This is a genomic window from Oleiagrimonas sp. MCCC 1A03011 (genome assembly GCF_003267965.1).
Lineage (GTDB): Bacteria > Pseudomonadota > Gammaproteobacteria > Xanthomonadales > Rhodanobacteraceae > Oleiagrimonas > Oleiagrimonas citrea.
In genome coordinates this window covers 74,615-100,996 of the sequence record NZ_MSPY01000001.1, presented here as the reverse complement: position 1 = coordinate 100,996, position 26,382 = coordinate 74,615, and the positions used below count along the sequence as shown (strand labels likewise).

Here is a 26,382-nt window from a genome sequence, read left to right as displayed (position 1 = left end):
GGACTTCGCACACGTGAGCATCAAATCCGACAAGTGGATCCGCCGCATGGCCGAGGAGCACGGCATGATCGAGCCGTTCGAACCGGGTCAGATCAAGGATCGCGATGGCCGCAAGCTGGTGTCCTACGGCACCTCCAGCTATGGCTACGACGTGCGTTGCGCTGACGAGTTCAAGATCTTCACCAACATCAATTCCAGCGTCGTCGACCCCAAGTCGTTCGATGCCGGGAGTTTCGTGGACGTTAAGGCCGACGAATGCATCATCCCGCCGAATTCGTTCGCGCTGGCGCGCACGGTGGAATACTTCCGTATTCCGCGCAAGGTACTGACGATCTGCCTGGGCAAAAGCACGTACGCGCGCTGCGGCATCATCGTCAACGTGACGCCGCTGGAGCCGGAATGGGAAGGCCACGTGACGCTGGAATTTTCCAACACCACGCCGCTCCCGGCGCGGATCTACGCCAACGAGGGCGTGGCGCAGATGCTGTTCCTGGAGTCGGACGAAGAGTGCGAGACCAGCTACCGCGACCGCGGCGGGAAGTATCAGGGCCAGCGCGGCGTCACCCTGCCGCGTACCTGAGCCGCGCTACACTGCACACTGTATTGACGTTGCACCGTCGGAGAACATGCACATGAATCGAGTAAACCACCTGCTGTCGCGTGCCGCCCTGCTGGCGATGCTCGCCGCCGCCCTGCTCGTGAGCGCCTGCAGCAGCGGCGTGAAGGGTTCGGATGCGACCCAGGTCGCGAAGAATTTTCCGGTAACGGTGGAGGCGTACAAGAGCGGGCAGTTCCTGCTCGACGGCGCGGTGCTTTCGGCCATGGATCTGGGCAGCCATTTCGCCTACCTGCGCGATCAGGGCCAGCTGCCCAAGCGAGTGCTGCTCAAGCGCAGTGACAAAACCAAGATCCACAAGAAGCACCTGATGGCGATGGCGCGCATGGAACTCGATTACGGGTTTGCCGTGTACTACGAGAAGAAGGGCGAACTGATGCGCCTGGCGATTACGGACAAGAAGGACATCCCGCAGCTGCAGCAGCACGAGGACGGTCCTCCGCTGCCGGATCGCATAAAGGATCAGAGCGCTCGCGGCGGAAATCACTTCCCGACCGGCAACTGAGCCAGCCTTCGGTAGACCGGGCAGCTCGCTAGGGCGAGGGTTTCAGCATCCCGGACAGGGCGCGGACGAGCGCCGACGCACGTTCCCGGTCATAGGGTCGGGACGTGCCGCTTCCCCACACCGGACCGGGCCAGGCGTCGTCGCCCTGCGTGCGCGCGACAACGTGCACATGCAACTGGCGCACGATGTTTCCCAGCGCGCCGACATTGAGCTTGTCCACCTGGACACAGGCGCGCAGCGCGTGGCTGCATTGTCCGATTTCCTTGAGCAGCTGCATGCGCTGGTCGAGGTCGAGCTGGTCGATCTCTTCCAGGTCAGGCAAGGCCGGCACCAGAATCAGCCAGGGAAAGCGTGCGTCGTTCATCAGGCGAACGCTGCAAAGGTCGAGATCGGCGACAGGCAGCGTGTCCTGTTCCAGGCGTGTGTCGAGCGAAAAAGTCTTCATGAAGTGGGCTGTGCTCAGATGCTCTGCTGGCGGAAGATTCGGTTGCGGCCGTGCGCCTTGGCCTGGTACATGGCTTGATCGGCGGCGCCCAGCAGTGCCTTCAGCGTGCGTGGCTCGCACTCCGAAAGTGTGGCGATGCCGATGCTCACGGTGATCGGATTCTGCGCTTCGGGATTGACCTGCGCCATGGCGCGAGTCATGTGCTGCCGCAGGGTTTCGGCGATGCGCGCGGACTCGTCTGCGGAGAGGTCGAACAAGGCCACGAGGAATTCCTCGCCGCCGAAGCGACCGATCAGCTGTCCGGGTCCCAGGTGTTCGAGCACGCTGTGCGTGCCGGTGCACAGAACCTGATCGCCGAACAGGTGACCGAGGCGATCGTTGATTTGCTTGAAGTGGTCGAAGTCGATCAGGAGTACCGATACGTCGCGCCCGCGACCGATATGCCGCTCCAGCTTCTGCAGCATATGGCGTCGATTGCACACGCCGGTCAGCGGATCGCGCGTGGCCAGACGATACAGCTTGCGTGACTGCTCGCGCAGGGTGCCGTTGACCTCTTCGAGGGCATGGCGAGCGCTTTCGACCTCGCGGTGCTTGTGCGCGAGTTCGCGATTGAGCCGATAGGTGGCACGGTAGCGGTTCCAGATCACGGCGAGCAGGGCGATCAGGGACAGGGCCAGCGCTATGACCAGATCTCTTGTGCGGCGATGCTGCCGCGCGCGGGCCAGGTTTTCGGCATTGTCGCGGGTCAGCAGTTCAATGCGTTCATCGTAGTGTTGCCGTTGATAGAGACTCTTCAGCGCGGCGATGCGCTGCGCGCTGCGCGTGCCGACCAGGTCTTCGCGCAATCGCGTGTACTTGCGCAGCGCATGCAAGGCGCCAGCCTGGTCGCCGAGTCGGGTGGTGATGCGCTCGCGCAGATGCCAGGCGTCGGTCAACAGCGGCATCATGCGAGCGTCTTCGAGCAGGTTGATGGCTTCTTCGACGCGGGTGTTGGCCACTTGTACGGCATTGCCTGCGAGGTCGGTGCGCGCCAGCGTCAGCAGGGCTCCGGCGATCACCTCGGTTTGTGCGGTTTCGCGACCGGCTTGCAGGGCGGCTTGCAGTGGCGGGATGGCTTCGGCGTGACGACCGAGTCCGTTCAACGCGCGCCCCAGCTGCAGTCGGTCCAGCGCGACATAGGCGCGGTTCCCGAGACTTTGATCCATGCTGAGCGCCTGGCTGGCGTGAAGGCGCGCTTCGGCGTATTCCCCGATGTCGTTGAGGAAGACCGCGTAGCTGCCGAGCACGCTGGCCAGCGATGCGGGAATCGGGCGCATGCGTGCAGCCTCCAGCGCCTTCTGGAAGTGCAGGCGAGCCTGATCTGTGTCGGCCAGTTCGCGATACAGCAGCGCCAAGTTGCGGTAGGCGATATCGAGGTGCGCCCGATCCGGCTGTCGCAGACGGATCTGCAGGGCATCGTGCTGCAGGGCCAGGGCGCGGACGAACATACCCTGGTCACGTCGCGTGGTGCCGAGGTTGGCGAGCGACTCGGCTTCGCCTGCGCGATCGTCCAGTTTGCGGCGCAGTGTCAATGCGCGCTGATGATAGTCGGCCGCCTCGACCAGTCGGCCGTGCCGCCGCGCGGCCGTGCCCAGCAGGTTGTAGGCAATGGCGGTGTAGGCCGGAGCGTTCGCTTGCTCGGCCAAGCCCAGCATGCGGACGCCCAAGGCGTGCAGTTCGCGGTAGCTCCCATCCAGCGTGTGCAGCTCGCCCTGGGCATGCAATGCGGCCAGTTGCGTACGCTGATCGCCTCCCTGCGCGGCTTGTGCGTACAGGCGCTCCCAGGAGCGTTCCGCATCCAGCGGCGCGCCGAGCGCGGTCTGCAGCGTGGCTTGCAGATACAGGGCGTCGCGCTGCAGCGGCGGAAGGTCCCGCAACCATGGTTCGCAGGCGTCGATGAGCTGGATCAGAAGGGCGGAGGCCGGGCGTGCAGCGCGCGCAAAATCGACGCTGGCAGCCACCGGGTCGCTGGCGTCGGCATGGCTGCAGCACAGCATGCTCAGACCAATCAGCCACGCGCGAACACGTGCACGCAGCGGTGCGCGCGGTCGAGCGGGCAGGGCGAGAGTGGTGTCGTGCACGCTGCATCCCCTTCTGGGCGACTCGATTGTACTCGAGACGCAAGGCAGGAAGACCGGCCGAAACCCCTGTAGAATAAATCGTTTGCTTCCGCGCGACCAAAGAACGCTCATGTCGAGAGAACATCCGAAAGTCGGTTTCGTCAGCCTGGGTTGTCCCAAGGCCCTGGTCGATTCCGAGCGCATCCTGACCCAGCTTCGCGTCGAGGGCTACGATATCGTGCCCAGCTATGACGCCGCCGACGCCGTCGTGGTCAACACGTGTGGCTTCATCGATGCTGCCGTGCAGGAATCGCTGGACGCCATCGGCGAGGCGCTGCACGAGAACGGCAAGGTCATTGTCACCGGCTGTCTGGGCAAGCGCTCGGAACTGATCCGCGAAGCCTATCCGGAAGTGCTGGCGATCAGCGGTCCGCAGGACTACGCCAGCGTCATGGATGCCGTGCACACCGCGCTTCCGCCGCGCCGCGACCCGTTCGTTGATCTGATGCCGGACACCGGCGTCAAGCTGACGCCGAAGCATTACGCGTATCTGAAGATCGCCGAGGGCTGCAATCACAACTGCAGCTTCTGCATCATTCCGTCGATGCGCGGCCGTCTGGTCAGCCGTCCGGTGAATGAGGTGCTGAGCGAGGCCGAGAAACTGGTGCGCGGTGGCGTGAAGGAGCTGCTGGTCATCAGCCAGGACACCAGCGCCTACGGCGTCGACACGCGCTACGCCGAGCACGTCTGGCGCGACAAGGCCTACCGCACGCGCATGACCGAGCTGTGCGAGGGGCTGGCCGAACTGGATGCATGGGTCCGTTTGCACTACGTCTATCCGTACCCGCATGTCGACGAACTGATGCCGCTGATGGCCGAGGGCAAGATCCTTCCGTATCTGGACATTCCGTTCCAGCACGCCAGCCCGCGCATCCTCAAGCTCATGAAGCGACCCGGCAACATCGAGCGCACGCTGGAGCGCGTGCAGGCCTGGCGCCGCGAGGTGCCGGAGCTGACCCTGCGCAGCACCTTCATCGTCGGTTTTCCCGGCGAGACCGACGCCGAGTTCGAGGAGCTGCTGGACTTTCTGCGCGAGGCCGAGCTGGATCGCGTCGGCGCGTTCGCCTATTCGCCGGTCGACGGTGCGGCGGCCAACGCGCTGCCCGATCCGATCGACGAGGAACTGAAGGAAGACCGCCTGGAGCGCTTCATGCAGGTGCAGGCGGAGATTTCCGCCAAGCGTCTGCAGCGCCGCATCGGACAGACCATGCAGGTGCTGGTGGACGAGGTCGGCACGGGCGGCGCGCTGGCGCGTTCTGCGGCCGACGCGCCGGAAATCGATGGCGTGGTGCGCATTGCCGACGGCCATGACCTGAAGCCGGGGCAGTTTGTGCAGGTGCGCGTGGAAGATGCGGATCAGCACGATCTGGATGCGCGCCTGGTCTGACGGTCAGGCGCCCGTCGCGACGGGCGCCTACGGCGTTTAGGCGGACGTCATGATCGGGCGTCCGCACTCCGGTACAGTCGGCTTATTCCACAAGGAGTTCTGCCGATGCACGCACGCCACGCCCGTTTCCTTTCCGCCCACCGCGCCATGTTCCTGCTGCGTTGGGCGGCGCTGCTTCTGTTGCTGGCGCCTGTGCTGGGCATGGCGCAGGGCGTCTCACAGCGCCTGAGCGCGTCCGACCGCGCCGAGATTTCCAACTTCCAGCTCAATCAGGACGTGCTGGCGCGCTTGCAGGCGGTGACCGCCGATGGCAAGGCCATGCACGTCAAGAAGTCGCAGCTCGACATGAGCAAGGTGCATTCGCTGGACGACATGGCCGATCAGCTGGTCTCCGTCGACCCGCGCATCAAGCCGCTGCTGTCCAAGCACGGTTTCACGCCGCATCAGTTCGTGGTCGCCAATCTGGCGCTGGTGGGTACGGCGATGGCGGTGCGCATGGAGCGCGATCCGAAGATGGCCAAGTACATCGACACCAGCAAGCTCAATCAGCACAACGTGCAGTTCTACAAGTCCCACGAGGCGCAGATCCTGCGCATGATGCAGCAGAGCCAGGGCGACCAGTAAGCGCATCCGGACCGGCGCGGTGCGAGGCCGCGCCGGTTCAGCGATCCTCGCGGTCGTAGCGGACGTCGATCACGATGTAGGTGGTCACGCCAGCGGGCAGATGGGCCTTGAATTCGTCGTCCACGCGTTGCTTGAGCGCGGCGCGCGCCAGCGGCGAGTCGATGCTGATATGACCCAGTCGTGCGTTCGTCTCGTCCGGCCCGACGATGCGGTAGCACACGACGTCCCCGCTTTCGGCATTCTCCAGTTCGATGTGCGCGCCGAAGAAAATGGTGTCCGTGCGCGTCGGCGCGGCATCGGCGACGCGCAGCGAAGGAATGCGCTTGCTCAGATACCGCACGCGCCGGTCGATCTCGCCGAGCTGCTTCTTGCGGTAGGTGTATTCGGCGTTTTCCGAACGGTCGCCCTCGGCGGCGGCCGCGGCCAGCGCCTTGACCACCTCGGGGCGCTTGCGGTGCCACAGTTCGTCCAGTTCGGCCTTCAGGCGCTCGAAGCCTTCGCGAGTGATGATCGCCGTCGAGCGCGGCGGAGGGGGGCGCCAGCGGCTCATGCAGTCGCTCCGCCGCGGTTAGGATGCAGGTCGTGGGCGTGCAGGAACGCTTCGATCTCGGCGCGTTCGGGGCGATCACCAAACGCCTGCAGCAGCTTGTTCGCAAGCACGCCTGCTTCGGCGACCTGGTCCATGCGCTCGGCCAGTAGACGCGCCGCCAGCAAGCCGTAATACGGTGCTCGGCCATCACGCGGCCAGCGGTTGGGGTAGCCGCGCGCAAGTTTCAGCGCCAGTTGCGTCATCCCTTGTGCTGCCGCGGCGTCGGCCAGGCGCGCGGCGCTCTCCGGTTGGTCGGGCATGAAGTTCGGATCCAGGTGGATGCATTCGGTGGCCAGACGCAGCGCTGGGCGCACCTGGTCCTCATTCAGCAACAGGGCGAGATGGCTCTGTGCGTAGCGCAGCAGCGCGTCGCGATCTCCGCGCTGGCGCAGCAGGTCGCGATGCGCTTCGAACAAGCTCGCGGTGGGATGCCGCTCGCGAAGTCGGTCGCGCAGCAGGCTTTCGGCGGTGCCGTGCTCGTTGTCGGCGATCAGTTCGGCCACGTCGCGTAGCAGATCGTCGTCTTCATTGCGGCCGCTGGCGGCGGACAGCACGTCGGCGTCGGGCTGATGGCCGAGCTCTTCGTGATGTTTGTGTATCAGCACGCCGAGCAGGTGGAACTGCAGCAAGCACAGATAGATCACCAGCGTGAACCACAGTGCATGCCCAAGCCAGCTGCCTGCGACGATGTAGCCGATGTAGCTGAGGTACTCGAGCAGGCCGACAAACACCGGCAGCAGATAGGCCGGTCCGAAGACATAGATGGCGCGGCCCCAGCGTGCCGGATGCAGCGCGCCGAGCAGGCTGTCCTCGAAGGCCAGCGCAGTGGCGATGACGGGGAGCAGCACGATGAAGGCCAGCAGCACCAGCCAGGCCATCGGGTGCGGCATCAGGGCGATGTAGAGCGCGGTGTAGCCCAGCTTCTGCAGCACCAGCATGGTGATGGCCGGGGCATAGTCGCCGTACATCGTGATTTCCGGTGGATCGGCGTAGCCGTCCGCGGTGCGGCGCAGACTTTCCATCGCGTACAGGATGATGCTGGCCCAGACCACCTGGCCGGCCGCGAAACTGACCAGGCCCGGCAGCAAGTCGGTGAGGATGTGCGCGATGCTCAGCGCCACCAGCGTCGGCAGCGCCGCGTTGCGCAACGGATACAGTGGCGAGCGGAAAAAGCGCTCGCTCAGCGGCGTGCGGGCATCGACGATGTCTGGATGCGTGGATCGGGCATTCATGAGCGGCGCGACCCGCCGAGGATGCCGCCCAGCACACCGCGCAGAATCTGCCGGCCCAGGCCGCTGCCGACGCTGCGAAGCATGGACTTGCCCATGGCCTCGAGCATGCCCTGACGCCGCCCGGTGCCCAGCATGGCGTCGCGCAGCGCGCCGCCCCAGCCGCCTTCTTCGGCCTGGGCCTTGGTCTGTTTTGCGGCTTTTTCAGGTTCGTCGGCGGCTTTCTCGTCGGCGCGCCGGGCCAGCATCTCGGCGGCGGAGTCGCGGTTGACCGGCGTGTCGTACTTCGGTCCCACCGGCGAGCGCGAAGCGACCTGTCTGCGTTCGTCCTCGGTGATCGTGCCGATGCGGCTGACCGGCGCGACCACCAGCACGGGTTCGACCGGACTCGGCACGCCGCGGTCGCGCAGCGTGGTCGCCAGCGCCTCGCCGACGCCGAGCGTGGTGATGACCTCGGCCACATCCACCTTCGGATTGACCGGGAAGGTCTCGGCAGCGGCCTTGATCGCCTTGCGGTCGCGCGGCGTGAAGGCGCGCAGGGCGTGCTGCACGCGGTTGCCGAGCTGACCGAGGATATCGTTGGGCACGTCGTCCGGATTCTGCGAGCAGAAGTACACGCCCACGCCCTTGGAGCGGATCAGGCGGACCACCTGTTCCACGCGTTGCAGCAGGGCGGGCGGGCACTCGTCGAACAGCAGGTGCGCCTCGTCGAAGAAGAACACCAGCTTCGGCGCCTCGGCATCGCCGACTTCCGGCAGCTGTTCGAACAGTTCCGACAGCAGCCACAGCAGAAAGGTCGAATACAGGCGCGGTTTCAGGATCAGCTGGTCGGCGGCGAGGATGTTGATGACGCCGCGGCCGGACATGTCCTGGCGCATCAGGTCGGCGAGGTCCAGCGCCGGTTCGCCGAAGAACTGCATGGCGCCGTCCTTCTCCAGCTGCAGCAGGCTGCGCTGGATGGCGCCGATGCTGGCCTTGCTGATGAGTCCGTACTGTGCCGAGATCTCGCTGGCGTGCTCGGCGGCGAACTTCAGCAGCGAACGTAGGTCGTCCAGGTCCAGCAGCAGCCAGCCGTTGTCGTCGGCGACGCGGAACGCCACGTCGAGCACGCCTTCCTGGGTGTCGTTGAGCTCCATCACCCGCGCCAGCAGGGTCGGGCCCATTTCCGAGATGGTGGTGCGCACGGGATGGCCGAGCCGGGCATAGAGATCCCAGAAGACTACCGGGTTGGCGCTGGGCGACCAGCCGTTCAGCCCCAGCTTGTCCAGGCGTGCCCTGAGTTTTTCACCGGGTGCGGGGGCAGGCTGGGACAGACCGGCCAAGTCGCCTTTCACGTCCGCCAGGAACACCGGTACGCCGCGCCGCGAGAAGCCTTCCGCCAGCACCATCAGGCTGACCGACTTGCCGGTGCCGGTGGCCCCCGCGATCATGCCGTGACGGTTGCCGAAGCGCGGTTCGAGTTCTACCGCGGCATCGTCGTTCTTGCCGATCAGTATGTTGTCCATCTGTCCGCCTCCCGGCTCGTGAGTCTTCGATTCTAGTCTGCTTCCGGTCGATGAAAACCCATCGGTTCACTTGAGCCGTTGTCGGAGGGCAGATACGGTAACGGGCTTTACGCCATGCCTGTTGTGTAGTTCATGATCCGATTGTCTCGGCTTGCCCGGTTTCTGCTTCCGCTCACCGTTTCGGGAATCACGCTGCTGTCCGGTTGCGCCGGAATGTCGTCGTCCACGCGTGCCTCGGGCGCGGATGGTGTGGCGAGCGCGCCGGTGAACGAGCAACAGGTCAATGCGCTGTACGCGGAGCTCGATCAGGCCAGCGGGCAGTACGAGGATGCGCTGCAGTTGGCCCGCAGTGGCGACAAGAAACAGTCTGATCAGACGCTGGACGAGACCTTGGATCAGCTCAAGGATGCTGCCGCGAAGTGCGGCGATACGCCCGGCTGCGATCCGCAGCGTTTCTTCTCGGTGTTCGACCATCTGCTGCGTCTGAAGGACGGCAGCTTCATCGCCGGCGACGAAGGCGACACGCTGTCGGACACGCCCGATGCGGGGGTGGCAGGCGATGCTTCTTCTCCGGTCATGCAGGCGCTGCCGCGTGCGCAGCAGAGCGTGACGCTGCTGCGCGGGCACAAGCTGTCGGATCTGATCGCCATGAACGGTCCGGTCAAGGCCGCGCTGGAAGAGTGGCTGACCTGGATGCGTCCGCAACTCATGAACGCGTACGTCAACTACGAATACATGCGTTACGAGATGTGGCCGGCCTACCGCAAGGCGGATCTGCCCGAGGCCATCCTGTTCGGCATTCTGGCCAAGGAGTCCGGCGGCAAGGTGCACGCCGTATCGCGTTCCGGAGCTGCCGGGCCGCTGCAGTTCATGTATTCGACCGGCCGTCGTTTTGGTCTGGGCACGGTGGATGGATTCGATCAGCGTTTCGACCCGGCGCTGTCGGCCAAGGCCAACGCGGCCTACATGGACGAACAGCTGAAGGTCTTCAACGACAATCTGGAGCTGACCCTGGCGGCCTACAACGGCGGTGAGGGGCGTATGCGACGTCTGGTGGACGGGCGTAACAGCATCAGTTTCTACGATCCGAAGATCTACTTTTCGCTGCCGGCACAGACTCGCGACTACGTGCCGATGGTGCTCGCGGCGGCATGGCTGTTTCTGCACCCGCAGCGGTACCACCTGAAGTTCCCGCATCTGGACGTGCGCCCGGGCCACATCGTGCTGCAACGTCCGGCATCGTTGTCCGAGCTGACCGTGTGCCTGGGCGAGGCCGGAGGCAAGCAAGACGGCTGGTTCCGCGTGCTGCGCAATCTCAATCCGCGTCTGAATCCGCAGAAGGCGCAGCCCGAAGGCGCGCGCCTGAATGCGCCGAAGGTGCTGGAAAAGGCCTATGCGGCCAGTTGCACGGGTGGGCACTGGCCCGAGCTGGCGGCCGATCTGCACGCCGCGAGCGCCCCGACGATGCCGACCTGGATGCGGATGCGCCATTATCGCGTGCGCCGCGGCGACACGCTCAGCGGCATCGTGCGACGTCTGGGGTGCTCGAATCTGCGGACAGTGGCGCGCATGAACCATCTGCACCCGCCGCATTACGCGATCCGTGCCGGACGCAGGTTGAAGCTGCCGCGCTGCAGGCGCTGATATTGCCTGGCATGGCCCCCTCTCCCTGGCGGGCCATGCGCAGCGCGAACGCCGGGGAGATCAGGCCACGGCGGCAGAAGTCGAAGAGGAATCGGAAGCGGCGGATTCCGTCGTGGCGGTGGATTCGCCGAGCCGCTCCTTGAGTTGTCGAACCACGCGCATGACCTGGCGGTGCAGGTCGGCGGCGCCGGGTGCGTCAGAGGCATTCGTCTCGTGGTAGATCACTGCCAGCCAAAGCCCGATGCCGCGCATGCGCACCTGCGGATTGTCCGAGCGTACGCGGGTGATGCCGATGTCGGCGCCGGAGCCCCAGGCGGTGGTTTCGTCCTCGGGCGGGGTGCCGTACATCCACGGTGGATCGCAGCGCGAGGCGAGTTCCAGTTCGCGAGCCGTGATGCTGGCGACCTGACGCCCCATCGGGGCGGGCAGGGCGAAGATCGCGTTCTCGATCTCGCGCAGTTGGCGACCCAGCTTCATCATTCGAGTCATCGCGAGAATGCGATTGACGACCTGTATCGGCTTCACCCCGGTGTCCCTCCACGTGCCAACGCCAGCAGGCGCATATCAAGCGTGAAAGCCGAGCATAGCCAGAGCTGAGCGGGAAATCTATCCCTTTGCGTCACAAACTGACGCGTTACGTCAGTTTGAGGGCGTGGGTCTACACGTGGCCGATCCGTTGACGGACCTGGACCGGTTGCTGGCTGTGCAGCGCCGGATCCAGTTCGCCACTGCCTTCAGGCAGCAGAACGATGACTGTCGATCCCATGTTGAAACGGCCCATTTCCTGGCCGCGCGCGAGCCGGATGCCGCGACCGCTGGCGTCGCGATCGGTGATGCGGCTGGCATAGGGCGGGATGGTCAGACCGTCCCAGACCGTGGATACGCTCGAAACCAGGATCGCGCCGACCAGGATTACCGCGAACGGGCCGTGTTCGCCGCGGAAGTGGCAGATCAGGCGCTCGTTGCGCGCGAACAGGCGCGGAATCGCCTCGACCGCGAACGGTGCGACGCTGAAGATGCGCCCCGGCACGTGGCGGGTCGAGACCAGCTCGCCGTCCATCGGCATGTGCACGCGGTGGTAATCCCGTGGAGACAGGTACACGGTGGCGAAGTGGCCGTTGCGGTAGGGGGCGGCTGCGGCTTCGTCGGCGAGCAGTTCGGCGGCGGTGTAGGACTGCCCCTTGGCCTGGAAGATGCGGCCCTCCTCGATGCGCCCGGCCTGGCTGATGCGGCCGTCGGCCGGCGAGACGATGCTGCGCGGGTCGGCGTCCAGCGGCCGTGCGTCCGGTTTCAGCTCGCGCGTGAAGAACTCGTTGAAGTGCGCATAGGCGCGCGGATCGGGCTGTGCGGCCTGACGCATGTCGACGTTGTAGCGCCGCACGATCTGGCCGATCAGGAAGTTCTTCCAGGGCGCCCATGTCCAGCGCGTCGCCCAGTAGACGATGCGCGACAGGAAGCGGTGCGGGAGCAGGTATTGGAGCAGGACCTTGGATTTCATCCGCGAAGTATAGGGGCTGGGCGGCGCGCGCGGTCGGTTCGGTGCCTGTTTCGCGCGCCCGGCTCCTCTATACTTGTGCGTCGTTTTTCCAGGGCTGCGCCGCGTGACCGCCGAACTCGCCACCATCGTCGACTTCATCCGCTACGGCGCCAGCCGTTTCTCCGCTGCCGAGCTCATGTACGGCCATGGCCAGGACAGCGCCATCGACGAGGCCACGCAGCTGGTGCTCGCGGCGCTGCACCTGCCGCCGGATCTGCCGCCAGCCTATGGCGCCGCGACCCTGACTGCGCAGGAACGCACGGAAGTACTGGCGTTGATTCAGCGCCGTCTGCACGAGCGCGTGCCGGTGGCCTATCTGGTAGGGGAGGCCTGGTTTGCGGGGCTGAAGTTCAAGTCCGACGCGCGCGCCCTGGTGCCGCGCTCGCCGATCGCCGAGCTGATCCAGAACGGCTTCTCGCCCTGGCTGGATGGACGCGAGATCGAGCGCGCACTGGACATGTGCACCGGGTCGGGCTGCATCGGCATCGCCATGGCGGCGTACCAGTCGGACTGGCGCGTGGACCTGGTCGATGTCAGCGAGGATGCACTGGCGCTGACCCGCGAGAACATGGCTTTCCAGCATGTCGATGCGAATCGTGTCCGTGCCGTCCAGTCGGACCTTTTCGATGCGCTGGACGGCGAGCGTTACGATCTCATCGTTTCCAATCCGCCGTATGTCAGCCAGGCCGAGTACGACGCGCTGCCGGGCGAGTACGCGCACGAGCCGCAGTTGGGTCTGACCTCGGGCGAGGACGGACTGAACCTGTGCCTGCGCATGCTCGACGAAGGCGCCGAACACCTCACCGAGCAGGGTCTGATGATTGTCGAGGTAGGCAACAGCGAACATGCGCTGAGCGCATTGCTGCCTACGGTACCGTTCGTGTGGCTGGAGTTCCAGACCGGTCCCATGGGCGTGTTCGCGATCGAGCGTCGCGACCTCGTCGAGCATGCCGATGCGATCCACGCGGCCGCCGCAAAGCGCGCGAAGGCATAAGCGGGGCTTGCAAGCGCGCGCGGAACGACCGACGCTAGCGTATTCGCGCCACTCGAATCAGCCATGTCCAGCAACGCATTCGGCAAACTGCTCACGGTGACGACCTTCGGCGAAAGCCACGGGCCGGCCATCGGCTGCGTGGTGGACGGTTGTCCGCCGGGTCTTGTGCTCGACGCCGGCGATTTCGCGTCCGATCTGGCGCGGCGCGCCACGGGCAAGTCGCGCTACACCTCGCAGCGCCGCGAGGCGGACGAAGTCGAGATCCTGTCCGGCGTGTACGAGGGCGCGACCACCGGCACGCCCATCGCGCTGCTGATCCGCAACACGGACGCGCGTTCCAAGGACTATTCGGAGATCGCGCGCACCTTCCGTCCCGGCCATGCCGACTACACGTACTGGCACAAATACGGCGTGCGCGATCCGCGCGGCGGCGGACGCAGCTCGGCGCGCGAGACCACCATGCGCGTGGCGGCGGCGGTGATCGCCAAGAAATGGCTGGCCGAGCATCACGGTGTGCGGGTGCGCGGGCACCTTTCTGCGCTCGGCGAGCTGGCCCCGCGTGCGTTCGACTGGGACGCGGTCGAGGCCAATCCGTTCTTCTGGCCCGACGCCGGCATGGTGTCGGAGCTGGAGGCTTACATCACCGCGTTGCGCAAGTCCGGCGATTCGGTCGGTGCGCGCGTGGACGTGGTCGCCGAGGGCGTGCCGCCGGGCTGGGGTGAGCCGGTCTACGGCAAGCTCGACGCCGAGCTTGCGTCGGCGCTGATGAGCATCAACGCGGTCAAGGGTGTGGAGATCGGCGACGGTTTCGCGGCCGTGTCGCAGAAGGGCAGTGAGCATCGCGACGAAATCACCGCCGACGGATTCTTGTCCAACCACGCTGGCGGCATTCTCGGCGGCATTTCCAGCGGCCAGCCGGTTCGCGCCTCGATCGTCCTGAAACCGACGTCCAGCATCCTGATTCCCGGCCGCAGCGTGGATCTCGACGGCCAACCCACCGAGGTGGTGACCAAGGGCCGTCATGACCCTTGCGTCGGCATCCGCGCCACGCCCATCGCCGAGGCGATGATGGCACTGGTGCTGATGGATCACGCCCTGCGCCATCGCGCGCAATGCGGCGACGTCGGCGACATCCGGCCTCGTATCGCCTGAATGTCGCCCCACGCCCGCCCGCACCCGTTTGTACGCTTCCCCTGAAAATCTCCGAGATGTCCTGAACCCATGAGTCGCAAGAGCAGCTACAACATTGCCGTCGTGGGCGCCACCGGCGCCGTGGGCGAAACCCTGCTGGCCCTGCTGGCCGAACGCGAAGTGCCCGTGGACACGCTGGTGCCGCTGGCCAGCGAGCGCTCGGCAGGCGGCACAGTCGAGTTCGGCAGCAAGGAAATCATGGTTCGCAATCTGGCCGACTATGATTTTGCGGATATCGATATCGCCTTCTTCTCCGCCGGCGGTGCGGTCAGTCGCGAGCACGCACCGCGTGCGGCGGCGGCTGGCGCGGTGGTCATCGACAACACCTCGGAATTCCGCAATGACGAGGACGTGCCGCTGGTGGTCAGCGAGGTCAATCCGCACGCCATCGCCGAATACGAGCGCCGCCGCATCATCGCCAATCCCAACTGCTCGACCATGCAGATGATGGTCGCGCTGGCGCCGATCCATCGCGCTGTCGGCATCGAGCGCATCAATGTGGCGACCTATCAGTCGGTGTCCGGGGCGGGGCGTTCGGGCATGGAAGAGCTGGGGCGTCAGACCGCTGCGCTGCTGAACTTCCAGAAACCCGAGATCGACAAGTTCAGCAAGCAGATCGCGTTCAATGTGATCCCGCACATTGACGTGTTCATGGACAACGGCTACACCCGGGAAGAGATGAAGATGGTCTGGGAGACGCGCCGGATTCTGGAAGACGCGTCGATCCAGGTGAACCCGACCGCCGTGCGGGTGCCGGTGTTCTACGGCCATGCGGAAGCCGTGCACATCGAGACCCGCGACAGGATCACCGCCGAGCAGGCGCGTGAACTGCTGGCGCAGGCGCCGGGTGTCGTGCTGATGGATCAGCGCAAGGACGGGGGATATCCCACGCCGGTCGGCGACGCCGCCGGCAAGGATCCGGTGCTGGTCGGCCGCATTCGCGAGGACATTTCCCACCCCAACGGACTGGACTTATGGGTGGTGGCCGACAACATCCGCAAGGGCGCGGCGCTGAATGCCGTGCAAGTGGCACAGATTCTGATCGAGGAGTACCTGTAAATGATGTCAGGCAAACGTTGGGGATGGATGCTGCCCGGACTGCTTCTGGCGGGCGCGTGCATGGCACAGGCCGGGAGCGGTTCGACGCAGACGCAGCTGAAGCAGATGCAGAAGAAGGTGGCCCAGCAGCAGGCGCAGGCCAAGGATCTGCAGCAGCAAGTCGAAGATCTCAAGCAGCGTAATGCATCCGAGCAGGCCGACCTGGCCAAGCGCGACCAGGAGATCGCGCGTCTGAAGGCGCTCCTGTCCAAGCAGAAGGGCGCAGCGCCCGCGACTTCGTCCAAGTAGGCGAGGAACTTCTCGTTTCATCGCTCCGGACACGGAATCTGGCGTGTCCGGGTTGGTGAAAATTGTTTTTGTGAACTAAAGTTACGATATTGTTGTAAAGTCGCGTCGAGATTGCTGACGTGTCTTTGACGTCGTGAGTGGGGAGCACTCGATGAACCGGTCCTTGAAGCTGTCGATCCTGGTGGCTTTGACGTTGAGCAGTACCCAGGCGCTTGCGCTTGGTCTGGGTCAGATCCGTGTCAAATCCGCATTGAACAAGCCGCTGGTGGCGGAAATTCCGCTGCGCACCGATTACCCGGGCGAGGCGGACAAGATGCAGGTCTCGCTGGCCTCGAACGACCAGTTCGCGCGCGCAGGCCTGGACCGCATGAGCCTGACGGTCCAGCTCAAGTTCAAGGTCACCACCAATGCGGCGGGGCAGAAGGTCATCCTGGTGACCTCCGACCAGCCGGTGCGTGAATCGTTCCTCGATTTTCTGGTCAAGGTCACCTGGCCGCGTGGCCAGCTGCTGCGTGAATACACGGTGCTGCTGGATCCGCCGGAAGCCGTGGCCACGACGCGCCTGCAGGGGGCGGTTGCACCGTCTGCGCCAGCGCCCGCTCCGCGCAAGCCGGTGCCGAAACCGGTGCCGCCTGCGGCACCTGCACCGAAACCGGCGGCCCCTCGCGCTGCCAGCGCGCCGCCGGCACACAAGCCAGCACCAGCACCAGCACCTGCGCCTGCGCCGTCCGCGCCGCAGGGCGGGCAGTACGGTCCGGTGCATGCCGGACAGACGCTGTGGGGCATCGCAACCAAGATGCGTGACGCCAATGTGAGCGTCAATCAGATGATGCTGGCTCTGCAGTCGGCCAATCCGGACGCGTTCTACAAGAACAACATCAACGCGCTGAAGCGCGGTGCGGTGCTGCGCATTCCGACGCGTGCCCAGCAGCAGGCCATGACCGCTGCGGCGGCCGTGGCCGAGGTGCGTCGACAGAATCGGGACTGGAGCGCGGCCGCTCCCGGGCATCCGACCATGATCGGATCCGCGGGTGGAGCGAATACGACGGCATCGAGACGATCGAATGCCGCGCGCGGCTCGGCCGCTGCGGGTGCGGGCGGCGATCAGCTGAAACTCGTGCCGCCCAGCCAGGGCGGCGAGAGCACCGGCGCGCGTGCCGGTTCGGCCAAGGGCAGTGATCAGGTCACGGTCGCGCAGCTGCATCAGGACATCGCGCGAACCAAGGAGGCGCTGTCCAGCGCCAAGCAGCAGACGGCCGATTTGCAGACGCGCCTGAAGAGTCTGAAGGACATCCAGGACAAGAACGACCGCCTGATGAGCCTGAAGAACGCCGAGATCGCCGAGCTGCAGAACAAGCTTGCCGCCGCTGGCCAGCCGGTGCCGGGCGCGTCGAGCGCCATGCCGGCCATGAGCGGAAGTGTGGCCGGCGCCGCCAAGGCATCCACGGCCATGACGCCAGTTGCGGCCGCTTCGGTTGCTGCTTCGTCGAGCGCGATGAAGACGTCTGCGGCCAGCAAGCCGGTGCCCGCCAAGAAGGCGGCCGCCAAGCCGGCGCCGGCTCGTGCCGTGGCACAGCCCTGGTATGCCTCGCTGCTGGGGTCGCTGTGGGCGAAGGTCGCCGCCGCGATCGTGGTCGTGCTGGCTCTGCTGATGCTGCTGCGCAGCCGGCGCGGAAAGAAGGTCGAGTCGGTTGCGGGTTCGTCGTCGCTGGCGGACCAGTTCGGCGATTCGCCGCTGGGCGATGCGCCGGCCGACGATTTCGACGAAGAGCAGGATGCACTGCTGCGCGAGTTGGCGGAGAGTCCCGACGACATCGGTCTGCATCTGGAGCTGGTGAGCCTGTACTACGCGCGTCGTGACGTCGAGCATTTCGAAGCGGCGGCCGAGGCGATGTACACGCACGTCAGCGATCCGCAGCAGCCGGAGTGGCAGGACGTGGTGACGATGGGCGAAGAGCTTTCGCCGGACTACCCGCTGTTCGCCGGCGGCGCCGAAGCCTATGCGCCGGTGGTGCCGGACGATGCGCCTTCCCAGCAGGATGAAGCGCCGCAGGATGCCGCGGCGGCCGAGGAGCCGATTTCCGAATACTCCTACGATTTCGACCTCACGCCGGAAGCGGCCGAAGCGCCCAAGCCGGAACCGGAGGCTCCCAGCGAGGATGAATACGACGCGCTGCCGCCTTTGCCCGGCGAGGAGACGCCTGCGCCTGTAGCCGACCTGGGCGACGAGATCGAAGGCTTCGAATTGCCGGAGATCGAGCCGGAACAGGAGGCCGACGTGTCGCCGGTGACCGAGCCGGACATGACGCTGGATCTCGAGTCCGTGCCCGGACTGGAGCCGGAGCCGGAATCCGAGCCGGAACGCGAGTCCGAGCCGATGATGGAGTCGTTCGATCTGGATATCGACGAGGAAGAGAGCGACGCACCGGCCCCGGGGCTGGGCGGCGATGCCGTCGACACCAAGATCGATCTGGCTCGCGCCTACATGGACATGGGTGACCCGGACGGCGCTCGCGCCATGCTCGAAGAAGTGCTTGCCGAGGGCAGCGGGCCGCAGCGCGATGTCGCGCAGAAGCTGCTCGACGAGCTCGACTGATTCCATCGCGCTCTGTGGATTTCGACGCCGGCCCGCCGACACGGAGCCGGCGTCGTTGTATTCTGGCGCGCTGATTCCGCACATCACGGTTACACATGCGTATTGCCCTGGGTATCGAATACGACGGCACCGACTTCATGGGCTGGCAACGGCTGAGCCACGGTCCGACCGTGCAGTCCGCTGTCGAGAAGGCAGTGTCGACCGTGGCCGACACCCCGCTCGACGTCACCTGCGCCGGCCGAACCGATGCAGGCGTGCATGCGCGCTGTCAGGTGGTGCACATGGATACCGAGGTCCAGCGCAGCATGCGCGGATGGGCGTTGGGTGGTTGCGCCAACCTGCCGCGCAGCGTGGCGGTGTTGTGGGCGCAGCCTGTGGCTGACGATTTTCATGCGCGCCATAGCGCTCGCGCCAGGCGCTACCGCTACAGCATTCTGAATCGCCCGGTGCGCGCAGCGCTGGAAGCGCGCTACGTGACCTGGGAGCGTCACCCGCTGGATGCCGAGGCCATGCATGCCGCAGCACAGGCCCTGGTCGGCGAACACGATTTCAGCGCGTTTCGCGCCATCGCCTGTCAGGCCCGGCATGCGCGCCGTGAGGTGCGCGAGGTGCGAGTCTGGCGCGATGGCGAACATGTGCATGTCGAGATCGAGGCCAACGCCTTTCTCTACCATATGGTGCGCAACATCGTCGGCTCGCTGCTGCCGATCGGTCGCCACGAACGTCCGGAAGCGTGGATGGCCGAGCTGCTTGCCGGCCGCGATCGCGATGTCGCGGGACCGACGGCACCCGCTTCCGGATTGACCTTCATTGGCCCGCGCTATCCTGCGGACTGGATGCTGCCCGAGGAAGTGACCCTGTGACACGTACACGCGTAAAGTTCTGCGGCATGACCCGGGTCGCGGATGCGGTGGCGGCTGCCGAACTGGGCGTGGATGCCATTGGCATGGTCTTCACGCCGCGCAGTCGACGCTGCGTGGCCATCGCGCAGGCCAAGGTGATGCGCGAGGCTGTGCCGCCCTTCGTGGATGTCGTGGCGCTGTTCATGGATGACGATCCCGTCTACGTCCAGAGCGTGATCGAGGCGGTGCGGCCGGATCTTCTGCAATTTCATGGCAGCGAAACGGTCGCCGATTGCACGCGATACGGGCGGCGTTATCTGAAAGCGGTGGCCATGGGCGAGGGGGCGGACGCCGCTTCGGCACTCTCGGCGCATCCACGCGCATCGGGCCTGTTGCTGGACGGCCACGCGCCGGGTGCGGTGGGGGGCAGCGGCCAACGATTCGATTGGTCGCGCATGCCGCGACGGCATGCTCAGCCGCTGATTCTGGCCGGCGGCCTCTCGTCGGAAAACGTCGGCGATGCCATCGCTGCGGCGAGGCCCTGGGGCGTGGATGTCGCCAGCGGCATCGAGTCGTCGCCGGGCGTCAAGGATGCGGCGAAGATGCATGCTTTCATGCAGGCCGTTCGCACCGTGGACCGGAAACGGGACGAGGCGTGAGGATCGAGGTGCCGGCGGCGATCGAGGAGCGCGACCTCGCGCACCGCCCACTGACACCGGACGATCTGAAACATCGGACGCAACCGTTGGTGTTGCGCGGGCTGGTGTCCGACTGGCCCATGGTCGAAGCTGCGCGTGTCTCCGATACCGCGTTCGCCCGTCTGCTGGCGCAGACGGATTCGGGCGAGGAGGTCGATGTCCTGCTGATGGCGCCCGAGGAAGAGGGGGTGATCGGTTACAACGCGGCGCTGGATGGCTTCAATTACGAACATCACCGTGTCCCGGTGACGCAGGGATTGAAGCGCCTGGCCGCCTACAGCCGTGAATCGGGCGAGGTGCCGGGACTTGCGGTGCAGAGCGCATTGATGCGGCGCTGCACGCCCTCGCTGCTGGAGACGCATCGTCTGCCGTTTCTGGCACCGTCCATCGAACCGCGCCTGTGGATCGGCAATCGCGTCACGACACCGGTGCATTTCGACGAGTACCACAATATCGCATGCGTGACCTGCGGCCAGCGCCGTTTCACGCTGTTTCCGCCCGAACAGGTGGGCAACCTCTACATCGGTCCGCTGGATTTCGCGCCGACCGGCGCGGCGATCAGCGTGGCGCGTCCGGATCGCCCGGACGATCCTCGGTATCCACGCCTGCGCGACGCCCTGAAGCATGCGCAACAGGCGGAGCTTTCGCCGGGTGATGCTCTCTATATTCCGCCGATGTGGTGGCATCACGTGGCTTCGTTGCAGCGCATCAATGCGCTGGTCAATTTCTGGTGGCGGCCGGTGCAGACCGAAGGTGCGTCGCCGCAGACCGGCCTCGGCGCCTTGCTGCACGCCATAGTGGCGTTCCGGTCGTTGCCGGATGCAGAGCGCGCGGCATGGCGCACGCTGCTGGATCATTACGTGTTCGACGATGCGGACCCGCTTTCGCATGTGCCGGATGCCCGAAAGGGCGTACTGGGCGAGCCGACGGCGGAAGACATTGCGGCGCTCCGCGAGCGTATACGCGACTATCTCTGAACGCGTGGTTGCCTCCTGAGCGTATAGGCATGGGGAACGACATGACGAGTCATCGACTGGCAAGGCCGTGCCACCATTTCGCGCTGTCGTGCCGGCCTCGTGGACCGTCGGGGCATGCCGCTCACTCAGTGCGTTTCGGTGAGCTGCGCATGCAGCCATCCAGCCAGACGCGGTATGCGCTCGTCGGGATGGCCGGCGCGTGAGCACAGCACCCATTCGGCCGATGTCGGCGTGAATCCCCATGGAGCCACCAGGCGACCCGCGGACAGGTCGTCGGCCACCAGTTGCTGTGGCGCGATGGCGACGCCGAGTCCCGCGACGGCGGCTTCGAGCAGGTAATACAGATGCTCGAAGCCCTGACCCATACGCAGCGTGTCGGTCTGCATGCCCTGCGCGCGCGCCCAGGTTGGCCAGGCCTGTGGCCGTGACGCGGTATGCAGCAATGGCTGTCGCAGTAACGCCCGGGGCGAGGCGTCCTGCGCGGAAAGCGCCTCCGCGATCACGGGCGCCATGACCGGACCGATGTGTTCGGTTGCCAGGGAGTGCACGGTCCATGCGTCCGGCCACGGCGGTTCGGCGATCAGCAATGTGGCGTCCAGGCCGTCCAGCGTCGGCCCGGGCGGTTTTTCGCTGGCGGACAGGTGCAGTTCGAGATCCGGCTGCTCGCGACGGAGCTGTTCCAGGCGCGGGATCATCCATCGCGCCAGGATGCTGCCGGGGCAGGACAGTACCAGTGCGGTGGCCTGAATCTCGCGGCGCAGCCGCTGGCGTGCGCCGCGCAGCAGTTCGAGGGCCTCGGTGCTGACGTCGCGCAGGTGCCGACCCGCATCGGTGATGACCAGGCCTCGCCCGCGGCGCTCGAACAGCGCGCACCCGAGATCCTCTTCCAGCAGTCGCAATTGGCGACTGACCGCGCCGTGGGTGACATGAAGCGCCAGCGCAGCTTGACTCACACTTCCATGCTTCGCGATGGCCTCGAATGCCCTGATGGTATTGAGCGGTGGGAGTTTGGCTTGAGAGATCATATGTGAGAAAAGCTTACATGTCGGCGATATCTTATCGCTTTTCCCGAACGCATGGTGGACGGTAGGCTGTGCTTCTTCCGCACATGCATGGCCCGATATCGATGAATGCTTCATCCCCCGTCGAAGACTTCCACGCCTGGCCCGATGCGCAGGGTCGTTTCGGCGACTACGGCGGCAGCTTCGTCGCCGAGACCCTGATGGCGCCCCTGGCCGAATTGACCGAGGCCTACACGCGTCTGCGCAGCGACCCCGAGTTCGTGGCCGAGCTGGATCGCGATCTGGCGCATTACGTGGGGCGTCCGAGTCCGATCTACTACGCCGAGCGGCTGTCGCGCGAGGTCGGCGGCGCGCGCATCATCCTCAAGCGCGAGGATCTGAATCACACCGGCGCGCACAAGATCAACAACACCGTGGGTCAGGCGCTGCTGGCTCGGCACATGGGCAAGCCCCGCGTGATCGCGGAGACCGGCGCCGGCCAGCACGGCGTGGCGACAGCCACCGTGGCCGCGCGGCTGGGCCTGAAGTGCGTGGTGTACATGGGCGCGACGGACATCGAGCGGCAGAAGATCAACGTCTATCGGATGAAGCTGCTCGGTGCCGAGGTGGTGCCGGTGACTTCCGGATCGAAGACGCTCAAGGATGCGCTCAACGAGGCGCTGCGCGACTGGGTGACGAATGTCGCCGATACCTTCTACATCATCGGCACGGTGGCCGGTCCGCACCCGTATCCGATGATGGTGCGCGACTTCAACGCCATCGTCGGACGCGAGGCGCGTGCGACGATGCAGGAACAGTTCGGTCGTTTGCCCGATGTGGTCACGGCCTGTGTCGGCGGCGGCTCCAATGCCATGGGTATCTTCCACGCTTTCCTCAATGATCGCGACGTGCGTCTGGTCGGCGCCGAAGCGGCGGGCGAGGGACTGTCCAGCGGCCATCACGCGGCCTCGCTGGCAGCCGGGCGCCCGGGCGTGCTGCATGGCAACCGTACCTATCTGTTGTGCGACGACGACGGTCAGATCACCGAAACGCATTCGATCTCGGCCGGACTCGATTATCCCGGCGTCGGGCCCGAGCATGCGTTCCTGAAAGACGCGGGGCGCGCGGAATATCTCGGCATCAGCGACGACGAGGCCATGGAGGCATTTCATCGCCTGTGCCGCACCGAGGGCATCTTGCCGGCGCTGGAATCCAGTCATGCCGTGGCCCAGGCAATCAAACTGGCACGCGAACTGCCCAAGGACGGCCTGGTGCTGTGCAACCTGTCCGGCCGGGGCGACAAGGACGTGCACACCATCGCCGCGCGAGAGGGCATCGAACTGTGAGCACTGCCATCGACAACCGCCTGGATCGCCGTTTCACCGCTTTGAAGGCGGCTGGGCGTACCGGACTCGTTCCCTTCATTACGGCCGGCGATCCCGCTCCGGAGCTGACCGTTCCGGTGATGCACGCACTGGTGGCCGCCGGCGCCGATGTGATCGAACTGGGCATGCCGTTTTCCGATCCCATGGCCGATGGTCCGGTCATCCAGCACGCCAGCGAGCGCGCCCTGCGTCACGGCGTGAGTGTGGCGCAAGTGCTCGAATGGGTCCGTGCATTCCGCCGTGACGATGCGGAAACGCCGGTGGTGCTGATGGGCTATCTCAATCCGGTCGAGATCATGGGCGTCGAGCGTTTCGCGGCAAGCGCGGCGGACGCCGGCGTCGATGGCGTCCTGCTGGTCGATTGTCCGATCGAGGAGGATGCGACGGCTGCACCGCTACGCGAAGCCGGTCTGCGGCGCATTCTGCTGACCGCGCCGACCACAGCCGAAGCCCGCCTGCAGCGGGCGTGCGAGTTGGCCGAAGGTTTCCTGTACTATGTATCGTTTGCGGGAATTACCGGTGCGGCCCGCCTGTCGGTGGACGCCATCGCCGAGCGTGTGGCGGACATTCGCAAGCGTTCTCGCGCACCGGTCGCCGTCGGGTTCGGAGTCAGGGATGCCGACAGCGCGCGGGCCATCGCGGCCTTTGCCGATGCAGTGGTGATCGGCAGCGCGCTGGTCGAGTCGCTGGCCGGGTCCGAGGACGCAGGGCAGGTCGAGCAACGGGTACGGACGTTCCTGGAGCCGATCCGTACGGCGCTGGACCGATGATTCCCGCAGCGAGCAACTGGATGTACGGGTCCGCACGAATCCCGGAGAGCGAAGATGAACTGGCTGCAGAAACTCATGAATCCCCGTATCCGTACGGAGTCCGGCAACAGCAAGAGCAAAGTGCCGGAAGGCGTGTGGGAAAAGTGCAAGGGATGCGGCGCGGTGGTCTATCGGCCCGAGCTTGAGCGCCAGCTGATGGTTTGTCCGAAGTGTGGGCACCATCATGCGATCGCCGCGCGCACGCGCCTGCAGGAGCTGTTCGATGAGGGTTCGACGGCGGAATTGTTCGCCGATCTGGAGCCGGTCGATCCGCTCAAGTTCAAGGACTCCAAGAAATACAAGGATCGCATCGTGGCCGCGCAGAAGGCCACGGGCGAGAAGGATGCATTGATCGTCCTGCGTGGCCTGCTGAAGTCGCGTCCGTTGATTGCCGCGGCATTCGAGTTCCGCTACATGGGCGGTTCGATGGGGTCGGTGGTCGGCGAGAAGTTCACGCGCGCAGCCGAACGCGCGCTGGCGGAACGGGTTCCCTTCGTGTGTTTCACCGCGACCGGCGGCGCACGCATGCAGGAAGGTCTGTTCTCGCTGATGCAGATGGCCAAGACTTCGGCGGCGCTGGGGCGTTTGCGCGATGCTGGCGTGCCGTACATCTCGGTGCTGACGCACCCGACCACCGGCGGTGTGTCGGCCAGCTTCGCGATGCTGGGCGATCTCAACATCGGTGAGCCGAAGGCGCTGATCGGCTTTGCTGGACCGCGCGTGATCGAGCAGACGGTGCGCGAGACACTGCCGGAAGGCTTCCAGCGTTCGGAATTCCTGTTGGAACACGGTGCGCTGGACATGATCGTTGATCGTCGCGAGATGCGTGACAAGCTGGCCGACGTTCTTGCTCTGTTGACGCGCTCCGATCGCGTGGCTTGAGACTCGGCGCGTGTAGCGTCGATACCAACGCGTATTGGGGGGATACGCATTGGGGCACAAAGCGTCGTGCAATCGTCTTCATGGGCGATGTGCTTGAGCTAGATGGCGGTAAGTGCTAGGTATGAAAGCGGTTCGTTGTGCGGATTTGTGCCGCAAGGAGCATTTTTGCTCCGTTCGAACCCATACAGTGAGGTCGTCGCCATACGCAGTGTGCGATGGCGTCGGTCGGGTACATCCCGAGGGGAGGCTCATGTCGAAAGCTGAAGTCATGCATTTGCATTGTGGTGCGTCATGGAACGTACGCCCCTGTGCCGCTCGTTCCAGTCTGGGCGGGGGCGCTGCATGAACGCGATGATCTCGAACGAATGGCGCCGCGACATGAGCGATCCAGATCTGCATGCGCTCGGCAGCTTGCTGCGTGTGTGCGGCATGGCCGTCACGCCGCTTACGCCGGCACCGATGCGCGCTGTGTTCGGTTCCGACGAGCATGACGACAACGTGTTCAGCAGCGCGCGTTACGACTTTCCGCTGCGCACCCGCTTCCGGCTTCCCGAGGATCGTTTCCTGATTGCCTATGTCCATGCGGCGGGCGAGGGCAGCTGGGTCGGCGGCGAGAAGCTCGAGACCGGCATGGTGTTGGTGGGCATGCCGGGCAGCCGCGGTGAATTGCGCTTCGGTGAAGGTACCAGCTGGAGTCTGCTGGTTTCCTCGGGGCAGCATCTGCGCCGGGAGCTTTCACGCCTCGGCCATTACGCGGAGTCCACCTCCCGTCGCCTTCAACGCTTGATCCCGGATGAGGAATCGGAAGCCGGCGAGCGCCTGCGCAGCGCCTTCGAGTGCATGCGTCTGCGTTTCATCGATCAGCGTCGTGACATCAATCTCAAGGCGATGCTGGAAAATCTGAAATCGCATCTCTTCGGCGATGTGGCTTCGTTGTTCCCCGGCGTGCCTGACACGTCACGGACACGCCATTCGCACTACCTGGTGCTGCGTCGCGTCGAGAACTTCATCGCCGCGAATCTGCGGCACGAGATCCGCCTTCGCGATCTCTGCGATGCCGGCTCGGCGAGCGAGCGAAATCTGCGCTATATCTTCGACGAATTTCTAGGAATTTCTCCTAACCACTACCTTTCCACCCTTCGTTTGTGCGAGGCCAGGCGGCATCTCAGTGAGGCTCAGCCCGAGCACAATACGGTGCGCGCAATCGCATTGGAATGCGGTTTGTGGGACCTCTCCCGCTTTGCCGAAAGTTACCGGCAACTGTTCGGCGAACTGCCCAGCGAGACCCTCAAGGTGTGCAAGACATCTTTGCCGGAAACGCGCACGCCCTACCTTTCTCCGAGTATCCAATACACCTGAAGGCCGGAGTGTCCGGCGCGTGCCGCATCACGTGGCGCGGATGACTGCAGGCGGTTCATAC

The 26,382-nt window shown here is 65.3% G+C and carries 25 protein-coding genes; 17 read left to right on the top strand and 8 right to left on the bottom strand.

Features of this window, described 5'->3' with window-relative positions:
• The first annotated feature begins 13 nt into the window (after positions 1 to 13).
• Together dcd and BTJ49_RS00430 are read left to right on the top strand one after the other, a co-directional pair.
• On the top strand, positions 14 to 580 hold the full coding sequence (gene dcd, locus BTJ49_RS00435) for a dCTP deaminase (protein ID WP_113063971.1): 567 nt from the start codon (positions 14 to 16) through the stop codon (positions 578 to 580).
• A gap of 52 nt (positions 581 to 632) precedes the next feature.
• Complete coding sequence (locus BTJ49_RS00430) at positions 633 to 1,121, top strand: hypothetical protein (protein WP_240601672.1); 489 nt, start codon at positions 633 to 635, stop codon at positions 1,119 to 1,121.
• Positions 1,122 to 1,149: 28 nt separating this feature from the next.
• Here BTJ49_RS00430 and BTJ49_RS00425 read toward each other — a convergent pair whose 3' ends face one another.
• Positions 1,150 to 1,566: an HIT family protein gene (locus tag BTJ49_RS00425; RefSeq protein WP_113063411.1), complete on the bottom strand. Its 417-nt coding sequence runs from the start codon at positions 1,564 to 1,566 to the stop codon at positions 1,150 to 1,152.
• Between the two features lie 14 nt (positions 1,567 to 1,580).
• Positions 1,581 to 3,686 (bottom strand): diguanylate cyclase, encoded by a 2,106-nt coding sequence (locus BTJ49_RS15375; protein WP_168184615.1) that lies wholly within the window; start codon positions 3,684 to 3,686, stop codon positions 1,581 to 1,583.
• A gap of 109 nt (positions 3,687 to 3,795) precedes the next feature.
• Here BTJ49_RS15375 and rimO point away from each other — a divergent pair, with 109 nt between their 5' ends.
• Positions 3,796 to 5,112, top strand: coding sequence for a 30S ribosomal protein S12 methylthiotransferase RimO (gene rimO, locus BTJ49_RS00405; protein ID WP_113063410.1), 1,317 nt, complete (start codon positions 3,796 to 3,798; stop codon positions 5,110 to 5,112).
• A gap of 105 nt (positions 5,113 to 5,217) precedes the next feature.
• On the top strand, positions 5,218 to 5,736 hold the full coding sequence (locus tag BTJ49_RS00400; RefSeq protein ID WP_113063409.1) for a hypothetical protein: 519 nt from the start codon (positions 5,218 to 5,220) through the stop codon (positions 5,734 to 5,736).
• A gap of 37 nt (positions 5,737 to 5,773) precedes the next feature.
• On the opposite strand, the gene greB is transcribed toward BTJ49_RS00400, so the two are convergent.
• Genes greB through BTJ49_RS00385 form a run of 3 tightly spaced genes read right to left on the bottom strand, consistent with a single transcriptional unit; the run spans position 5,774 to position 9,059 of the window.
• Positions 5,774 to 6,286: a transcription elongation factor GreB gene (greB, locus tag BTJ49_RS00395; RefSeq protein WP_113063408.1), complete on the bottom strand. Its 513-nt coding sequence runs from the start codon at positions 6,284 to 6,286 to the stop codon at positions 5,774 to 5,776.
• A complete protein-coding gene (locus BTJ49_RS00390) occupies positions 6,283 to 7,557 on the bottom strand; it encodes a hypothetical protein (protein WP_113063407.1) in 1,275 nt (424 codons plus the stop codon). The genes greB and BTJ49_RS00390 overlap by 4 nt, the downstream gene beginning before the upstream one ends.
• Positions 7,554 to 9,059 carry a helicase HerA-like domain-containing protein gene (locus tag BTJ49_RS00385; RefSeq protein WP_113063406.1) on the bottom strand — a complete coding sequence of 502 codons (1,506 nt, stop codon included), beginning with the start codon at positions 9,057 to 9,059 and terminating at the stop codon, positions 7,554 to 7,556. Before BTJ49_RS00385 ends, BTJ49_RS00390 begins: the two co-directional genes overlap by 4 nt.
• Positions 9,060 to 9,272: 213 nt before the next feature.
• Here BTJ49_RS00385 and BTJ49_RS00380 point away from each other — a divergent pair, with 213 nt between their 5' ends.
• The gene (locus tag BTJ49_RS00380) at positions 9,273 to 10,703 is read left to right on the top strand and encodes a transglycosylase SLT domain-containing protein (protein ID WP_343125514.1); all 1,431 of its coding nucleotides are present in this window, start codon (positions 9,273 to 9,275) and stop codon (positions 10,701 to 10,703) included.
• A 60-nt stretch (positions 10,704 to 10,763) separates the two neighbouring features.
• Here BTJ49_RS00380 and BTJ49_RS00375 read toward each other — a convergent pair whose 3' ends face one another.
• Together BTJ49_RS00375 and asd are read right to left on the bottom strand one after the other, a co-directional pair.
• Positions 10,764 to 11,183 (bottom strand): hypothetical protein, encoded by a 420-nt coding sequence (locus tag BTJ49_RS00375; protein WP_206098344.1) that lies wholly within the window; start codon positions 11,181 to 11,183, stop codon positions 10,764 to 10,766.
• 178 nt (positions 11,184 to 11,361) lie between these two features.
• A complete protein-coding gene (gene asd, locus BTJ49_RS00370) occupies positions 11,362 to 12,201 on the bottom strand; it encodes an archaetidylserine decarboxylase (RefSeq protein WP_113063404.1) in 840 nt (279 codons plus the stop codon).
• A 103-nt stretch (positions 12,202 to 12,304) separates the two neighbouring features.
• Between asd and prmB the strand changes: the two genes are divergently transcribed.
• The 8 genes from prmB (at position 12,305) to BTJ49_RS00330 (ending at position 20,885) form a co-directional block, all read left to right on the top strand.
• Positions 12,305 to 13,234, top strand: a complete 930-nt coding sequence (gene prmB / locus BTJ49_RS00365; protein ID WP_113063403.1) for a 50S ribosomal protein L3 N(5)-glutamine methyltransferase — start codon at positions 12,305 to 12,307, stop codon at positions 13,232 to 13,234.
• Between the two features lie 63 nt (positions 13,235 to 13,297).
• Entirely contained in the window at positions 13,298 to 14,386 is a 1,089-nt protein-coding gene (aroC, locus tag BTJ49_RS00360; RefSeq protein ID WP_113063402.1) for a chorismate synthase, read from the top strand.
• A 69-nt stretch (positions 14,387 to 14,455) separates the two neighbouring features.
• Positions 14,456 to 15,484 (top strand): aspartate-semialdehyde dehydrogenase, encoded by a 1,029-nt coding sequence (locus BTJ49_RS00355; protein ID WP_113063401.1) that lies wholly within the window; start codon positions 14,456 to 14,458, stop codon positions 15,482 to 15,484.
• Positions 15,485 to 15,772 (top strand): hypothetical protein, encoded by a 288-nt coding sequence (locus BTJ49_RS00350; protein WP_113063400.1) that lies wholly within the window; start codon positions 15,485 to 15,487, stop codon positions 15,770 to 15,772.
• A 151-nt stretch (positions 15,773 to 15,923) separates the two neighbouring features.
• On the top strand, positions 15,924 to 18,368 hold the full coding sequence (locus BTJ49_RS00345; protein ID WP_113063399.1) for a FimV/HubP family polar landmark protein: 2,445 nt from the start codon (positions 15,924 to 15,926) through the stop codon (positions 18,366 to 18,368).
• Between the two features lie 95 nt (positions 18,369 to 18,463).
• The gene (gene truA, locus BTJ49_RS00340; protein WP_113063398.1) at positions 18,464 to 19,231 is read left to right on the top strand and encodes a tRNA pseudouridine(38-40) synthase TruA; all 768 of its coding nucleotides are present in this window, start codon (positions 18,464 to 18,466) and stop codon (positions 19,229 to 19,231) included.
• On the top strand, positions 19,228 to 19,869 hold the full coding sequence (locus BTJ49_RS00335) for a phosphoribosylanthranilate isomerase (protein WP_113063397.1): 642 nt from the start codon (positions 19,228 to 19,230) through the stop codon (positions 19,867 to 19,869). Before truA ends, BTJ49_RS00335 begins: the two co-directional genes overlap by 4 nt.
• Positions 19,866 to 20,885 (top strand): cupin-like domain-containing protein, encoded by a 1,020-nt coding sequence (locus BTJ49_RS00330; RefSeq protein ID WP_240601671.1) that lies wholly within the window; start codon positions 19,866 to 19,868, stop codon positions 20,883 to 20,885. Before BTJ49_RS00335 ends, BTJ49_RS00330 begins: the two co-directional genes overlap by 4 nt.
• Before the next feature lie 125 nt (positions 20,886 to 21,010).
• Here the strand turns inward: BTJ49_RS00330 and BTJ49_RS00325 are convergent, their stop codons facing one another.
• The gene (locus BTJ49_RS00325) at positions 21,011 to 21,910 is read right to left on the bottom strand and encodes a LysR family transcriptional regulator (RefSeq protein ID WP_168184614.1); all 900 of its coding nucleotides are present in this window, start codon (positions 21,908 to 21,910) and stop codon (positions 21,011 to 21,013) included.
• A 101-nt stretch (positions 21,911 to 22,011) separates the two neighbouring features.
• Between BTJ49_RS00325 and trpB the strand changes: the two genes are divergently transcribed.
• From trpB to BTJ49_RS00305, 4 genes are all read left to right on the top strand, one after another.
• Positions 22,012 to 23,232 (top strand): tryptophan synthase subunit beta, encoded by a 1,221-nt coding sequence (gene trpB, locus BTJ49_RS00320; RefSeq protein ID WP_113063396.1) that lies wholly within the window; start codon positions 22,012 to 22,014, stop codon positions 23,230 to 23,232.
• Positions 23,229 to 24,041, top strand: coding sequence for a tryptophan synthase subunit alpha (trpA, locus tag BTJ49_RS00315; protein WP_240601670.1), 813 nt, complete (start codon positions 23,229 to 23,231; stop codon positions 24,039 to 24,041). Before trpB ends, trpA begins: the two co-directional genes overlap by 4 nt.
• Positions 24,042 to 24,095: 54 nt before the next feature.
• Positions 24,096 to 24,962: an acetyl-CoA carboxylase, carboxyltransferase subunit beta gene (accD, locus tag BTJ49_RS00310; protein ID WP_113063395.1), complete on the top strand. Its 867-nt coding sequence runs from the start codon at positions 24,096 to 24,098 to the stop codon at positions 24,960 to 24,962.
• Between the two features lie 429 nt (positions 24,963 to 25,391).
• Positions 25,392 to 26,321, top strand: coding sequence for a helix-turn-helix domain-containing protein (locus tag BTJ49_RS00305; RefSeq protein ID WP_168184613.1), 930 nt, complete (start codon positions 25,392 to 25,394; stop codon positions 26,319 to 26,321).
• Positions 26,322 to 26,382 lie beyond the last annotated feature (61 nt).